The 14,890-nt window shown below is 68.6% G+C and carries 13 protein-coding genes and 1 riboswitch; of the genes, 9 read left to right on the top strand and 4 right to left on the bottom strand.

Annotated features, from left to right (window positions below):
- Positions 1-2: 2 nt before the first annotated feature.
- Complete coding sequence (gene mfd, locus AC3WS6_RS07475) at positions 3-3,566, bottom strand: transcription-repair coupling factor (protein ID WP_492500412.1); 3,564 nt, start codon at positions 3,564-3,566, stop codon at positions 3-5.
- A gap of 77 nt (positions 3,567-3,643) precedes the next feature.
- Here mfd and AC3WS6_RS07470 point away from each other — a divergent pair, with 77 nt between their 5' ends.
- From AC3WS6_RS07470 to AC3WS6_RS07440, 7 genes are all read left to right on the top strand, one after another.
- Complete coding sequence (locus AC3WS6_RS07470; RefSeq protein ID WP_492500411.1) at positions 3,644-4,207, top strand: GNAT family N-acetyltransferase; 564 nt, start codon at positions 3,644-3,646, stop codon at positions 4,205-4,207.
- A gap of 33 nt (positions 4,208-4,240) precedes the next feature.
- A complete protein-coding gene (locus tag AC3WS6_RS07465) occupies positions 4,241-5,104 on the top strand; it encodes an Fpg/Nei family DNA glycosylase (RefSeq protein WP_492500410.1) in 864 nt (287 codons plus the stop codon).
- A 53-nt stretch (positions 5,105-5,157) separates the two neighbouring features.
- Positions 5,158-5,303: riboswitch (FMN riboswitch) on the top strand.
- Positions 5,304-5,375: 72 nt separating this feature from the next.
- Complete coding sequence (ribD, locus tag AC3WS6_RS07460; RefSeq protein WP_492500409.1) at positions 5,376-6,410, top strand: bifunctional diaminohydroxyphosphoribosylaminopyrimidine deaminase/5-amino-6-(5-phosphoribosylamino)uracil reductase RibD; 1,035 nt, start codon at positions 5,376-5,378, stop codon at positions 6,408-6,410.
- Entirely contained in the window at positions 6,410-7,039 is a 630-nt protein-coding gene (locus tag AC3WS6_RS07455; RefSeq protein ID WP_492500408.1) for a riboflavin synthase, read from the top strand. Before ribD ends, AC3WS6_RS07455 begins: the two co-directional genes overlap by 1 nt.
- Positions 7,036-8,304, top strand: a complete 1,269-nt coding sequence (gene ribA, locus AC3WS6_RS07450; protein WP_492500407.1) for a GTP cyclohydrolase II — start codon at positions 7,036-7,038, stop codon at positions 8,302-8,304. The genes AC3WS6_RS07455 and ribA overlap by 4 nt, the downstream gene beginning before the upstream one ends.
- A complete protein-coding gene (gene ribH / locus AC3WS6_RS07445; protein ID WP_492500406.1) occupies positions 8,301-8,774 on the top strand; it encodes a 6,7-dimethyl-8-ribityllumazine synthase in 474 nt (157 codons plus the stop codon). Before ribA ends, ribH begins: the two co-directional genes overlap by 4 nt.
- Before the next feature lie 55 nt (positions 8,775-8,829).
- Positions 8,830-9,189 carry a hypothetical protein gene (locus AC3WS6_RS07440; protein WP_056376022.1) on the top strand — a complete coding sequence of 120 codons (360 nt, stop codon included), beginning with the start codon at positions 8,830-8,832 and terminating at the stop codon, positions 9,187-9,189.
- A gap of 16 nt (positions 9,190-9,205) precedes the next feature.
- On the opposite strand, the gene AC3WS6_RS07435 is transcribed toward AC3WS6_RS07440, so the two are convergent.
- Positions 9,206-10,291, bottom strand: a complete 1,086-nt coding sequence (locus AC3WS6_RS07435) for an ATP-binding protein (RefSeq protein ID WP_492500405.1) — start codon at positions 10,289-10,291, stop codon at positions 9,206-9,208.
- Between the two features lie 108 nt (positions 10,292-10,399).
- Here AC3WS6_RS07435 and AC3WS6_RS07430 point away from each other — a divergent pair, with 108 nt between their 5' ends.
- Positions 10,400-11,452 carry a hypothetical protein gene (locus tag AC3WS6_RS07430; RefSeq protein ID WP_492500404.1) on the top strand — a complete coding sequence of 351 codons (1,053 nt, stop codon included), beginning with the start codon at positions 10,400-10,402 and terminating at the stop codon, positions 11,450-11,452.
- Positions 11,453-11,471: 19 nt separating this feature from the next.
- Here the strand turns inward: AC3WS6_RS07430 and AC3WS6_RS07425 are convergent, their stop codons facing one another.
- Both AC3WS6_RS07425 and AC3WS6_RS07420 read right to left on the bottom strand, forming a co-directional pair.
- Complete coding sequence (locus AC3WS6_RS07425) at positions 11,472-11,849, bottom strand: SHOCT domain-containing protein (protein ID WP_492500403.1); 378 nt, start codon at positions 11,847-11,849, stop codon at positions 11,472-11,474.
- A 44-nt stretch (positions 11,850-11,893) separates the two neighbouring features.
- The gene (locus tag AC3WS6_RS07420; protein ID WP_492500402.1) at positions 11,894-12,151 is read right to left on the bottom strand and encodes a DUF8691 family protein; all 258 of its coding nucleotides are present in this window, start codon (positions 12,149-12,151) and stop codon (positions 11,894-11,896) included.
- A gap of 203 nt (positions 12,152-12,354) precedes the next feature.
- Between AC3WS6_RS07420 and AC3WS6_RS07415 the strand changes: the two genes are divergently transcribed.
- Entirely contained in the window at positions 12,355-14,877 is a 2,523-nt protein-coding gene (locus AC3WS6_RS07415; RefSeq protein WP_492500401.1) for a winged helix-turn-helix domain-containing protein, read from the top strand.
- The last annotated feature ends 13 nt before the right edge of the window (positions 14,878-14,890 follow it).

Here is a 14,890-nt window from a genome sequence, read left to right as displayed (position 1 = left end):
GGTCACTCGGCCTTGACGGGCTCGGGGAAGATCGCGGTGAAGAGCTGTGACACCCACTGCAGCAGCTCGGCGTCGGGCAGCGGCTCGACACCCACGCCGACCGCCGCAGGAACCGTCGGCATCGGCACCACGAGCGCCTCGCCGCCCGCGACGAGCTTCGCCTTCGGATACAGACGCTGCAATCGCACCTTGATCGAGTCCTCGAGGCGCGCGGGCGCGATACGGAGGTTCGATCCCATCACGACGACGTCGGAGAGTCCGGCCCGAGCGGCCCGCCGCCGCAGACGCGCCACGGCGATGAGCCCCTCGACGTCTTCGGGCGGAGCGCCGTAACGGTCGGTGAGCTCCTCGATGACGAGATCGATCGCGTCGTCCTTCGCGGTCGCGGTCGAGGCCGCCGAGAGCTTCTGATAGGCCTCGAGCCGGAGCCTCTCGCTGTCGATGTAGTACTCGGGGATCCGCGCCTCCAAGGGCAACTCCAGACGCAGCTCCTGCCCGGAGTCGACGTCTTCTCCGCGGAATGTGGCGACGGCCTCGCCGATCATCCGGAGGTAGAGATCGAACCCGACGCCGGCGATGTGGCCTGCCTGCTCGCCCCCGAGCAGGTTGCCCGCACCGCGCAGCTCGAGGTCTTTCAGCGCGACCTGCATGCCGGAGCCAAGATCGTTGTTCACCGCGATGGTCTGCAGTCGGTCGGCCGCCGTCTCGCTCAGCGGCTTCATCTCGTCGTACAGGAAGTAGGCGTATGCGCGCTCGCGGCCGCGGCCGACTCGTCCGCGCAGCTGATGCAGCTGGCTGAGCCCGTACTTGTCGGCCCTGTCGATGATGATGGTGTTCGCGTTCGAGATGTCGAGACCGGTCTCGATGATCGTCGTCGAGACGAGCACGTCGAATTTGCGCTCCCAGAAGTCGTCGACGACCTGCTCGAGCGCGTGCTCCCCCATCTGCCCGTGGGCGACCGCGATGCGCGCCTCGGGCACGAGTTCCGCGAGCTGAGCGGCGACACGCTGGATCGACTGCACACGGTTGTGCACGAAGAACACCTGTCCCTCGCGCAGGATCTCGCGGCGGATGGCGGCGGTGATCTGCTTGTCACTGCGCGGACCGACGAACGAGAGGATCGGATGCCGATCCTCGGGCGGGGTGGCGAGAGTCGACATCTCTCGGATGCCAGTGACGGCCATCTCGAGCGTGCGAGGGATCGGCGTCGCACTCATCGCGAGGATGTCGACGTTGGTCTTCATCTTCTTGAGCGTGTCCTTGTGCTCGACGCCGAAACGCTGCTCCTCGTCGATGATCATCAGACCGAGGTCCTTGAACATGACCTGATCCGTGAGGATTCGGTGCGTGCCGATCACCATGTCGACCGTGCCGTCGAGCAGTCCGTCAAGGGTGAGGCGCGCCTCTTTGTCGGTCTGGAAGCGCGACAGCGGGCGCACCTTCACCGGGAACCCGGCGAACCGCTCGGTGAACGTCTCGAGGTGCTGCTTCACGAGCAGCGTGGTCGGCACGAGCATCGCCACCTGCTTGCCGTCTTGGATCGCCTTGAACGCCGCTCGCACGGCGACCTCGGTCTTTCCGAAGCCGACATCGCCCGAGAGCAGGCGGTCCATCGGGATCGGGCGCTCCATATCGGCCTTGATCTCGTCGATGGTCTGCAGCTGGTCGAGCGTCTCGGCGAAGGGGAACGCCTCTTCGAGCTCTCGCTGCCACGGCGTGTCCGGCCCGAATGCGTGACCCTTGGCGCTCATCCGCGCCGAATACAGCTTCACGAGCTCGACGGCGATGTCGCGCACGGCCTTGCGCGCCTTGCCCTTCGCCTGCGACCAGTCGCTGCCGCCCATCTTCGAGAGGGTGGGGCCTTCTCCGCCGACGTACTTCGACAGCAGGTCGAGCTGGTCGGTGGGCACGAACAGCTTGTCACCCGGATAGCCCCGCTTGGACGGCGCGTACTCGAGCACCAGGTAGTCGCGCACCGACTTGGTCGCATTGCGACCACCCGTCGACACCTCGCGCTGGGTCATCTCGACGAACCGTCCGATGCCGTGCGTGTTGTGCACGACGAAGTCGCCGGGCTTGAGCTGCAGCGGATCGACGACGTTCTTGCGGCGGGACGCGAGCTTCTTGACCACGCGCTGGTCGCCGCCGATCGTGCGCCCGTAGAACTCGTTGTCGGTGAGCACGGCGAGCTTCGCCTCGGCGCTCTGGAATCCGGCCTCGACCGAACCCGTGACGAGCGTCGCCACCCCCGTGTCGGGTGCCTCGGTGAGTTCGGAGACGATGCGTGCGGCGATGCCGCGATCGGAGAGCACGTCTCGAGCGCGATCGACGAGGCCGGCACCGGCAGCGATCACGACCACCCGCCACCCCTCGGCGACCTTGGCGTCGACGAACGAGATCGCGCCGTCGACGTTGCCGTGGAACGACGGGATGACCTGGGCGTCGATGGTCTCGGCGTCTTCGCCGCCCATCGCGAACGGGCTCAAGCGCCACCACACTCCGCCACGATCGCGCACGACCTCGCGGAGTCGGGCGATGGTCAGGAAGTCACCCGCGCCGAGATCGATGGGAGCAGAGGCACCGGAGGTCGCGGCGCTCCACGCCGCGTCGAGGAACTCGCGGTTGGTCTCACCCAGCGTGATGGCTCGGGCGCTCGAGCGTTCGGGGTCGACGACGGCTGTGGCGCTGCCCTCGGGCAGATACTCGGCCAGCGACTTGAGCGGACCGGACACCGCGGGAAGGAGCGACTCCATGCCCTCGACCGGGATGCCCTCGGCCATCTTCTCGAGCATGCCCGCGATCGCGGGGAACCCGCCGATCAGTGCCCGCGCGCGGTCGCGCACGTCAGGGGTGAGCAGCAGCTCACGGCTCGGCGGAAGGTCGACGCCGTCGACGTCTCCCGGGAGCGATCGCTGGTCGGCGACCGAGAAGGCGCGGATCTGATCGACCTCGTCGCCGAAGAACTCGACGCGGAAGGGATGCTCGGAAATCGCGGGGAAGACGTCGAGGATGCCGCCGCGCACCGCGAACTCTCCTCGTCGCGACACCATATCGACCCGGGAGTACGCGCGTTCGACGAGCTGCTCGACGACGCGATCGAGTTCATTGCCGCGCGTGCCTGCGCGCAGTTCGAGCGGCGCGATCTCGCCGAGGTTGCCGGCGATCGGCTGCAGAGCAGCACGCACCGAGGCCACCACCACGAGCGGATGGTCACCCGACCATTCGGCGACGCGACGGAGGGTCTGCAGGCGCTGGCCGACGGTGTCGGGGCTCGGGCTCAGCCGCTCGTGCGGAAGGGTCTCCCACGCCGGGAAGGTGACGACCTCAGCATCGGGGATGTATGCGGCGAGCGCCTGCGCGAGGCTCTCGGCTCGCCTGCCGGTGGGCACGACGGTGAGGAGGGCTGGGGGGTGCCCCGCGGCACGCCGCTTCTCGAGCAGACCGGCGAGCGCCGGGGCGTCGAGGCCGTCGACGAGGCCCAGGTCGGCATCGGTCTGCGCCCAGCTGAGGGCGTCACGAAAAAGAGACGCCTCTTCCAAGGCGCGCAGAATCCCCGGAACAGTCACCGGTCAAGCCTAGCCGCGGCCTCCGACACCGGCTCCCGTCCGGCGGCCGGCGACGCTCGCGCCCGTAGGCTTCTCGGATGGAACCGGTCACCCTCACGACAGAACGCCTCCGCCTGCACGTTCCGGACGAGACTGATGTCGACACGATCGCGTCCGCCTGCCAGGACCCTGAGATCGCGCGGTGGACGACGGTGCCGGATCCGTACTTCCGCAAGGATGCCGAGGAGTACGTGCGCCTCGTCGGCGAGTGGTGGGCAGACGGGAGCCAGGCCATCTGGTGCGCATATCGCGACGGCGGGCTTGTCGCGTCGATCGGGTTGCATCGCATCGACCCGCACCCGGCGGGAGGCAGTGCGGAGATCGGCTATTGGGTCACTCGCGAGGCGCGCGGCCAGGGCTACCTCGTCGAGGCCGCTCGCGAGATCGTCGACTGGGCCTTCCGCGACCTCGCTCTCGCGCGCATCGAGTGGCGCGCGGTGCGGGGCAACATCGCCTCGGCGCGAGCCGCACGCGCGCTCGGATTCCGATACGAGGGAATGTCTCGCGCGTCCCTCACGAGCCAGCGCGGCCGGGACGACGGGTGGTTCGGCGGACTGCTCGCGACCGATGACCGCACGCCCGTCGACTGGCCGGTGCTCTAGCCGGATGTCGGGCCCCGATGGCAGGATGAGCGCATGCCGGAGATGCCCGAGGTGCAGGGACTCACCACCTTTCTCGCCGAACGAGCACTCGGACGCACGATCGTGCGCACGAGTGTCGGCGCGATCGCCGCGCTGAAGACCTACGACCCGCCGAACACCGCCCTGCACGGCGCGCAGATCACGGCTGTCTCGCGACGTGGCAAGTTCATCGACATCGCGTGCGGCACGGAGCTCCATCTCGTGTTCCACCTCGCGAAGGCTGGGTGGCTGCGCTGGTACGAGACCCTGCCGACGACTCTGATCAAACCGGGCAAGTCGCCGATCGCGCTGCGCGTGGGACTCGACGACGAGAGCGGGTTCGACCTCACCGAGGCCGGCACCAAGAAGTCGCTCGCGGTCTACGTCGTGCGCAGTCCCGACGAGGTACCCGGCATCGCGAGGCTGGGGCCCGATCCGCTCGAGGCTTCCTTCACCCGCGATGCGTTCGCCGCCCTGCTGCATGGACGCCGGACGCAGATCAAAGGGCTGCTGCGCGACCAGGGGGTCATCGCCGGCATCGGCAACGCGTACTCCGACGAGATCCTGCACGCGGCGCGCATGTCGCCGTACGCGATCGCCGACAAGCTCGGCGACGACGAGATCGATCGCCTCTTCAGCGCGATGAAGACGACGCTGGCAGAGGCCGTGGCGGAGGCGTCCGGCAAGCCGCCGGCCGACCTGAAGGACGCCAAGCGCCGCGGAATGCAGGTGCATGCGCGTCGAGGCGAGGCATGCCCCGTCTGCGGCGACACGGTGCGCAGCGTGTTCTTCGCGGACCGTTCGATGGAGTACTGCCCCACGTGCCAGACCGGCGGCAAACCGCTCGCCGACCGGCGCCTGTCGAGGCTGCTGAAGTAGTACTTCGACGCGGAATGAAATGCGTTCGGTGCGCCTTGTACACTCAGAACATCAACGTGCTCCGGGGTCGGTGGGAATCCGAACCGGCGGTGACAGTCCGCGAGCGTCTCGGTTCTCCGAGGTGCCGATCCGGTGGAAATCCGGGACCGACGGTGATGCGAGGCGCAGCCTCGCTAGTCCGGAAGGGAGGCAGCACGGTGCGCCGCCGTGCGCGCGTTCTGCCTGTGTCTCCGATGAGGAGATCTCCCCGGAGCCTCAGAGAGGACCACGGATGGCAGTGAACGAGGCGGAACGCAGGGCCATGTCCCGTGCGCTCGAGCTCGCGGTGCTCGGCCCCCGCGGCGTGAACCCGCAGGTCGGCGCCGTCATCCTCTCCCCCGGCGGCGAGATCATCGCCGAGGGCTGGCACCACGGTGCCGGCACGCCGCACGCCGAGGTCGACGCTCTCGCGAAGCTCGCCCCCGGCGACGCAGCGGGCGCGACGGCTGTCGTGACTCTCGAGCCGTGCAATCACACCGGCCGGACAGGCCCCTGCGCCGTGGCACTGATCGAGGCGGGCATCGCTCGCGTGGTGTACGCGCTCGACGATCCCGGTGCGGTATCGGGTGGGGGCGCAGAACGCCTGCGCGAAGCGGGAGTCAGCGTCGAGTCGGGCGAGCAGAGCGATGTCGCGCAGCGAGTCATCGACGGCTGGCTCACGGCGCAGCGCCTGGGCCGCCCGCATGTGACCGTCAAGTGGGCTCAGTCGCTCGACGGCCGCGCGGCGGCAGCCGACGGCACCAGTCAGTGGATCACCGGACCCGATGCTCGCGCCGATGTGCACCGGCGACGCGCCGCATCCGATGCGATCGTGGTCGGCACCGGCACCGTGCTCGCCGATGACCCGTCGCTGACCGCGCGCGACGGAGACACGCTGTTCGAGAACCAGCCGGTGCCGGTCGTGATCGGGTCCCGGGCCACACCTGACGACGCGGCGATCCGTCGGCATCCGAAGACACCGCTCTTCTACGACACGCATGACCTGCACGACGTTCTCGCCGACCTGCACTCGCGCGGCATCCAGAGCGTGTTCGTCGAAGGCGGTCCGACGCTCGCAAGTGCCTTCGTCGCCGCCGGACTCGCAGATCGCGTGCTCGCCTACCTCGCGCCGGTGCTGCTGGGCGGCGATCGGCTGGCACTCACAGACATCGGCGTCGGATCGATCGACGCCGCCCGCAGACTGACGGTCGAGGAGTGGCTGCCTCTCGGGGCGGATCTGCTGGCGATCGCTCATCCAGCGCTCACCACCGAAGAAGGAGTCGCCTGATGTTCACCGGAATCATCGAGGAGATCGGCGAGATCACCGCGATCGCGCCCGCCGGAGACGGCTGGCGGCTGACGGTTCGCGCACCCAAGGCGGTCTCCGACGCCGTGCACGGCGAGTCGATCGCGGTCTCGGGAGTGTGCCTCACGGTCGTCGATTCGACCGTCGACACCTTCGACGCCGACGTCATGAGGCAGACCCTCGACGTGGCGGCTCTCGGCGGAGCATCCGTCGGCACCCGCGTGAACATCGAGAAGGCGATGCCGGTCGGCGCGCGACTCGGCGGCCACATCGTGCAGGGGCACGTCGACGGCGTCGGTGACGTGCTCGACGTGCGCCCCGGCGAGCAGTGGAGCGTGCTGCGCATCTCGTTGCCCGACGACCTCGCCCCGCTGGTCGTCGACAAGGGCTCGATCTCGGTCGACGGCACCTCGCTCACGGTGAGCGCAGTCAGCGCCGTCGATGCCGACGCGCACTGGTTCGAGATCTCGCTGATCCCCGAGACCCTCGCCGCCACCACCCTCGGCTCGCGCACGGTCGGCGACCGGGTGAACCTCGAGACCGACATCCTCGCCCGCCACGTCGAGCGCCTGCTCGCGTTCCAGGCAGCACCGGAAGGAGGCTCACGATGAGCCTTTCCACCATCACCGAGGCCCTCGAAGCGCTGCGCGCCGGACGACCGGTTCTCGTCGCGGATGACGAGAACCGGGAGAACGAGGGCGACGTCATCATGTCGGCCGAGCTCGCCACGCCCGAATGGGTCGCATGGACCGTGCGCTGGTCGTCCGGGTTCATCTGCGCCCCGATGCCCGCCGACCTCGCCGACAACCTCAACCTGCAGCCGATGGTCGCCGCCTCGGAAGACGCACGCTCGACCGCCTACACCGTGAGCGTCGACGCAGCAGAGGGTGTGACGACCGGTATCAGCGCGCACGACCGCGCGCACACTCTCAACGTGCTCGCGAACCCGGAGTCGACCGCGACCAGCATCATCCGCCCCGGTCACGTCCTGCCGCTGCGCGCGGTCGACGGCGGCGTGCGAGAGCGCAGCGGTCACACCGAGGCCGCGGTCGATCTGATGAAGCTCGCCGGGCTGCGGCCCGTGGGCGCGATCGCCGAGGTCGTCGCCGAGGACGGCAGCATGATGCGCCTGCCCGGCCTCATCGAGCTGGGCGCGCGCGACGGAGTGCCGGTCATCACGATCGAGCAGCTCATCGCGCACCTCAACGAGGTCGACCCGACCGGGTGGTCGCCGGAACGCGCCAGTCGTCGTGTCAGCCTGCGCGCCGACGCGACCGTGCCGACGACGCACGGGACCTTCCGGTTCCTCGCCTATAAGGACAGGGTGACCGGCACCGACCACATCGCCGTCGTGTCGGGCGAGCCGAGCGAGACCGCACTCGTGCGCGTGCACTCCGAGTGCCTGACCGGTGAGGCGTTCGGCTCGCTCAAGTGCGAATGCGGCCCGCAGCTGGACGCGGCTCTCGATGCGATCGAGCAGGACGGGGGCATCGTCATTTATATGCGGGGCCACGAGGGGCGAGGCATCGGCCTGATCAACAAGCTCCGCGCGTACAGCCTCCAGGAGGAAGGCCTCGACACCGTCGACGCCAACCTCGCGCTGGGCTTGCCCGCCGATGCCCGCGACTATGCGGCTGCGGCGGGGATCCTCGCAGACCTCGGGGTGTCGAAGGTGCGGCTGCTGACGAACAACACCGACAAGGTGAATCAGCTGCGCGGCCTCGGGCTCGACGTCGTCGAGCAGGTGCCGCTGATCGTCGGTGTGGGGCCCAACAACCACCAGTACCTCGAGACCAAACGTGACCGGATGGGTCACATCATCGGAGAGGCGGAGCTCGCAGAGGCTCTCGCCGACGGACGGAAGGACGACGCATGAGCGGCGCAGGAGCACCCGAGACCGAGAAGATCGACGGACGCGGACTGAAGGTCGTCATCGTCGCCGGCACCTGGCACGACGTCATCACCGACGGCCTGATCGCCGGTGCGCAGCGCGTCCTCGACGAGGCCGACGCCGCGTACCGACTGGTGCGCGTGCCCGGCTCGTTCGAGCTCGCCCTCGCGGCTCAGGCCGCGTTCGCAGGCGGCGCCGACGCCGTGGTCGCGCTCGGCGTGATCATCCGCGGTGGAACCCCGCACTTCGAGTACGTCTCGGCGGCGACCACCGATGGGCTCACCCGTGTCTCGCTCGATGCGGGCAAGCCGGTGGGCTTCGGCGTGCTCACCCTCGACGACGAGAAGCAGGGTCTCGACCGCGCGGGTCTCGAGGGCTCGAAGGAGGACAAGGGCGCGGAGGCTGCGGATGCGGCGCTGCGCACCGCGCTCCTCGTGCGCGAGCTGCGCGGCTGAGAGGTCAGCCTGCCCTTGCTGGCGCGCACGCCCCGTGTGCTCCTAGCGTGAGGGCATGGAGACTCTGCGTCACGTCGTTCTGTTCGTCCATCTCATCGGCTTCGCCGTGCTCTTCGGTGCGTGGGCGGTGCAGGCGTTCGGCGGAAAGCGCGAGTTCACACGGCTGATGAGCATCGGAATGACGATCGCCGCTGTGGCGGGACTCGCCCTGGCGGCGCCCTGGGGCCTTCCTGAGGGCGTCGAGATGAATTACGCCAAGATCGGCACCAAGCTCGTCGTACTCCTCGTGATCGGCGCTCTGCTCGGCATCGGCACCTCGAAGCAGCGCAAGTCCGGATCCGTGCCCGTCGCGATGTTCTGGCTCGTCGGCATCTTGACGGCGCTCAACGCCGGCATCGCGGCGATCTGGCGCTGATCCGGGGATCCCTCGGTCACGAGCGCAGTGGCACCCGTACGTCGGCTCCGGCCTCCTCAGTCAGCCGCTCCCCCATCTGCGCGAACGTCGGCTGCGCGATGAACCCACCGGCGAACAGCGCCTGTCCCTGAGCGAAGCCCTGGGCCCGGCGGATGTCGTCCTCCCCGACGAAGCCGAACACCTCGGCGAGCTCGGCGATGTCCCGCGGGGCATTCACGCGCATCAGGCCGAGGTTGTCGCACTGCGACAGCACGTTGGGGTGGATTTTGGTCGGACGCTGCGTCGACAGGAAGAGCCAGAGACCGAACTTGCGGCCCTCCGCCGCGATCTGCACGAGCCGCTCAGTGAGAGCCTTCTCGACGGCGGTGCGCGGCTCGGGCGAGCAGAGGTTGTGCGCCTCGTCGATCACGATGAGAAGCGGACGCCGGCTCTCTCGCTGCATCCACAGCGATTCCAGCACCGCGAGGGCCGCGACTTTCGGTTCGGCGGGGTGATCGAATCCCCCGAGATCCAGGACGGTCGCCCGCGGCCTCTCATCGACCACGTCGACGACGGAGCCCGCGCCTCGCGACCACAGATCCCACTCGAGCACCTGCAGATTCTCCATCCGATTCGCGAGCCGGATATACGCCGGGTCTCCTGTCGCTCGGAACCCCCTGAGCATCTCGTCGGCGTCGAAGTCCGTGGTGCTCACCGACCAGTGCAGCAGCGCGTTGTACTCCTCGGCATCCGCGATCGGGTCGATCTGCAGCACGGCGGCCTTCGCAGCGGGCGACAGATCGACATACCGCGCATGGACCTTGTCGCCCTCTCCGTGCCCCGACCTGAACACACGGATGTCGGCCTGCGCGATGGCGGCCGCGTGCTCGGTAGAAGCGCCTGCTCTCGTCTCCGCCAGCCTCACGAAGTCGGCATTCGGATCGAGGATGAGCATCGGCAGTTCAGTGTGCAGCAGGAGCTGCTCGAGCACGACACCGAGCGCGTACGTCTTGCCGCTGCCGCTCTGGCCGCACCAGAACGTGTGCCGGTTGAAACGGCGTGCGTCCAGCTGCACGGACGCATCCGCGTCGTCCGTCATCGTGCCAATGGTCAATGCGGTCATGCGCGGCCTCCCGTCGCCTTCGGTCTCCAGCTTGCCTCGAACGCTCGGCAGGATCATCACACTTCTCGGGTGACGCGGCTCGCCGAAGGCGGGGTCAGGATGAGCGGCATGACGGACCGACTGCCACTCACCGCCGTGTTGCGACACCCGCTCGCGAGCGCCGGGTCGCGGGAATCCGCGGCGCTGCTCGTCAGCGCGGCCACGCTGATCATCGGATCCGGCGTCGCGCTGCTGGCCTTCTGGGGACACACGATGCCGATCTCCGGCCCCGGTTCGATCGGCCAGTTCGCCGCCATCGGCTCGGCGATCACTGCGATCGTGGTGTTCGTCGCAGCGCGCTCGCTCGCCCGCATCCAGCCCGCAACGGGTGCATCGCGCGGGAGGATGCGGTGGTTCGACATCGCGGCCCTGGCGATCGCCCACGGCGTCATCGCTCTCCTCGGCTGGACCGCGATCGCCGACATCATGGAACGCAGCTTCGTGGGCGCGGAGGTCTTCACCTTCGCCGGTGCCGTGCTGGCCGGTGCCGCGATGGCGTGCACCGCGTACTTCGTCGCTCTCTCGGCGGCGAACATGAGCCCCGGAATGCTCTCAGTCGTGCTGATGCTGTTCCTGGTCGTGGGCGCCTTCGCGAGCATGCTGAGCGCATCGGACGAACAGTGGTGGAAACTGCATCTCAGCAGCCTCGGAGTGACGGACGATGTATCGGCCCTCACGTTCAACATCACCCTGATCATCGCGGGCGTCATCGTGACCACGGTCGCCCACTTCGGAACCGCGTCGATCCCTGCACCTTCTGCCCGCGCCGCGCGGGGGCGTCGCATCGTCCGACTCGAGCTGACCGCCATGGGGGTGATGCTCACCGGTGTCGGGCTCTTCCCTGTCGACAGGTTCCTCGCGCTGCACAATCTGTGCGCCACCGGGATGGTGGTGGTGTTCATCGCGATGGTCATCGGGCTGCGCCGCACCGTTCCGGGAACCGCACAGGTGTTCCTGGCCTTGGGTTATGCGTTCGTGGCGTGCATCGTCGTGCTCGCAGTCTTCTTCGCCACGGGGTATTACACCCTCACGGCTGTCGAGCTCGTCGCCTTCCTGATCATCTTCACGTGGCTGCTGCTGTTCCTCCGGAACACCGAGGGAGCCATCGAGACGGTCGACTGAGTCGACAGAAGCCGGGCGGCTAGGACGCGAGCGCCTTCGCCTTGAGCGTCTCGAACTCAGCCTGCGTGATCACGCCCGAATCGAGAAGTCCACGAGCCTTCGTGATGTCGTCTGCCGGCGAAGACCCCGCAGTCTCGCGGATGTAGGCAGTCTGCGCCGCCTGCAGTTCGGCGATCTGCTCGCCGCGCCGCTGCGCCATGCCCTGACCACGGGCGATGAGATAGACGAGTGCAGTGAGGAACGGGAGGAAGACCAGGAAGATGACCCACACCGCCTTCAGCCACCCGTTGAGAGAACTGTCTCGGAAGATGTCGCCGATGATCGTGAAGACCACCATGAGGTAGGAGATGAAGACGAAGGACCAGAAGAACCAGGCCACGAGATCCCAGATGGACATGCGCGATCCCTTTCTATCGGAGGTGGTGGGTACCAGGTCCGAAGCTAGTCAGACGCGGATGCGCGCGCGTCACCCTGCCCGGGTGACCCGGCGTCGGGCTCGGGCACGGGATTCACCGAGATGACCTCGATGTGGAGGTCATCGAACGCCCCGAGAAGGCCCAGCAGACGAGGCTGGTCGTCGACCGGTCCGAGGATGCTCGTCAGTCCACCGGGTCGGGCCTGCACCGTGAAGCCGTCCAGCGCCTGTGCGAGCTGTGTGCTCATCCGCCCGCGGACGAGCACTTCGAAGACCCGGGTCATGACGGCAGCCTCTCTGGAGCACGAGCGACATCGGCGCGAGCGCGATCGTCCCATGATGCATGCGCGGATCGGAGCCGTCCTCATCCTCTGCGGATGATCTGAAGCGGCTGTGGATGATGCGACCGCGCCCTGCCATACTGACAGCGGAATCGCCGATGACAGCCATACCTCCCCCGCCGGCTCACGCCGTCGAGCGACCACGATTGCGTAGCCGACTCGACGCGACGCTGAATGCGCCCCTCAGCGTGGTCGTCGCCCCGGCCGGTTCGGGCAAGACGGTGCTGCTGTCGCAGTGGGCGGCATCGCACCCCGACGTGCGTGTCATCTGGATCGGGCTGGAACCGGCGGACAGCGATCCACGTCGACTCCTCGACCGGCTGCTGAGAGCAGTGATGCCGCCGGGCCGCGGGCCGCGGGATCTCGGCCGCCCGCACGCAGTCAACGCGCGAGCCTTCGGGCGTCCCGTCCTCGACTCTCTCGTCGGCGTCTTCCGTGAGCATCCCCCCGTCGTGCTCGTGCTCGACGACCTGCACCACCTCGCCGGATCGCCACTGCTGCCCGACCTCTGGTGGCTCGCCGACAACGTTCCCGAGCACACCCACCTCATCTTCTCGTCACGCATCGACTACGGTCTCGGCTGGGGTCGTCATCGCCTGGACCACTCACTGCTCGAGCTGCGACAGAGCGATCTCGCGTTCGACGAGACCGTGAGTGCGACGCTGCTCGAACAGATCACCGGCGCTCCGGTCACCCCCCGCACACTCGCAGCGGTCATGGAACGGACCGAAGGCTGGGCAGCCGGCGTCGTGCTGACCGGTCTCGGACTGCGCAGTGACGACGATCCCGAACGCTTCGCGAGCGAGCTTCGCGGCACCGATCGCCTCATCTCCGAGTACCTGAGCGAGCAGGCGCTGGCCCAGCAGCCGTCCGAGCGCCGATCGCTGCTCCTGCGCCTGTCGGTCCTCGATCGGATGTCCGCAGAACTCGTCGAATCGGTCCTCTCCGTCGACGACGCGACGTCGCTGTTCGAGGAGCTCGAGAGAGAGTCGATGTTCCTCGTCGCCCTCGACCGGAATCGCGAATGGTTCCGGTTCCACCCGATGTTCCGAGAGCTCCTGCGCTACCGGTTGAAGGCCGAGCACCCCGGCGCGGTGAACAAGATACGCACGGCCGCGGCCGACTGGCATCTCGCGCGGGGCGACACGCCGTCCGCGATCGAGTACCTCCTCGAAGCGGGATCGTGGGAGCGTGCGGCGACCGTCATCTCCGCGCGCGGCCGCGAAGTGCTCGAACGCAACGACACCGTCTCGGTCAGCCGGTGGCTGGATGCGCTGCCGGCAGAGTTCCGTGCGATCCGCCCTGACATCGAGATCCTGCGCGGGATGCTGCTGATGATGAACGGGGACGCCGCCCGAGCCGAGGACGTGCTGCGTGAACAGGCCGACCGGCAGGATCTCGCACCGGGCCGATCGGCGATCATCCACACCTATCTCGCCGCGCGGGTGCAGTTCCGGCCCGATCCCGTCGTCGCACTGCACGCTGCCGAATCCGCGGCGGTGCTGCTCCGCGAGCATCCGGATCTGCACCCGCCCGAGCTGCTGGGCCTCACGCACCCGCACCTGCTGCGCACGGGCTCACTGACCTCGGCGGGCCGCGCGCTTTTCCTCGCCGGTGATCTCGCCGCCGCGCGACGACGATTCGACGAGGCGCTCGCCGAGCCAGGGGCCCAGTACAGCCTGTACCGCATCCACCTCCTCGGCTCGCTCGCGCTGCTGGAGGCGTGGGCCGGACGGCTGCGCCTTGCCGCGGCGTTCTCGCAGGAGGCGTTGGACCTCGCCGCCGAGACCCGCCTGCTCGCGCATCCGTCACCGGCAGACGCCTTCCTCGCCGCGGCGCTCGCATCGATCGAGCGAGCCACGCCTTCGTCCGCCGCGGCGCCCCTGCACGAGGGCGCGCTCCGCGCCGCAGCGAACCATCGCACTCAGCTCATGTGGATCGCGCACCTCGAGAGGATCCTCAGCGAGGGCGACCCCGTGGACGCGGCCGATCGCCTGCCGTCGACCCCGCCTCCCATCGTCGCGGTGGCGCTCGAGGCCGAGGAGGCTCGCGCACTTCGCCTCGCCCACGCGTCGAACGGCGGGTTGCGTCATCCACCGGCAGGACGCTGGTCTCCTCTGGCCTTCGAGGCGACAGCGGCCGCACTGACGCGCAACCGTCCCGACCTCGCGCGCGCCCACCTCGATGCCGTCGCCCCCGAGCCGCCCGAGACGATGCCGCGCGCCAGCGTCGAGCAGCTCGTCCTCCGCTCGTGGCTCGACGCCCGCGAGCGCGGCGCGGGCGCGGGCGCAGACGCCATGCACAGAGCCCTCGACCTGGCCTCACAGCACGATCTGGTCGCCGTCTTCGTGCGAGCGGGCCCCGAAGTCACGCGTCTGATCGCAGACCTCCCCGGCACCTCGACGCCGTTCCGCGCCACCGTGCTGGAACGGGCGAGCCTGCTCCGTCGCGCCCGCGCATCGTCGCCCGAGCTGGCCGAACAGCTCACGGATCGCGAACTCGAGATCCTCGCGTACCTGCCGACCCGGATGACCAACATCGAGCTCGCGGCCCGCTGCTACGTGTCGCCCAACACGATCAAGACCCACATGGCTCACATCTACCGAAAGCTCGCGGTGCCCGACCGCAACTCCGCTGTCGCGCGCGCTCAGGACCTCGGGCTGCTCTGACGCCGCGGTATAT

This window comes from Microbacterium sp. EB106-03-03-XG65 (genome assembly GCF_058791955.1).
This window is presented reverse-complemented; position numbering and strand designations above follow the sequence as displayed.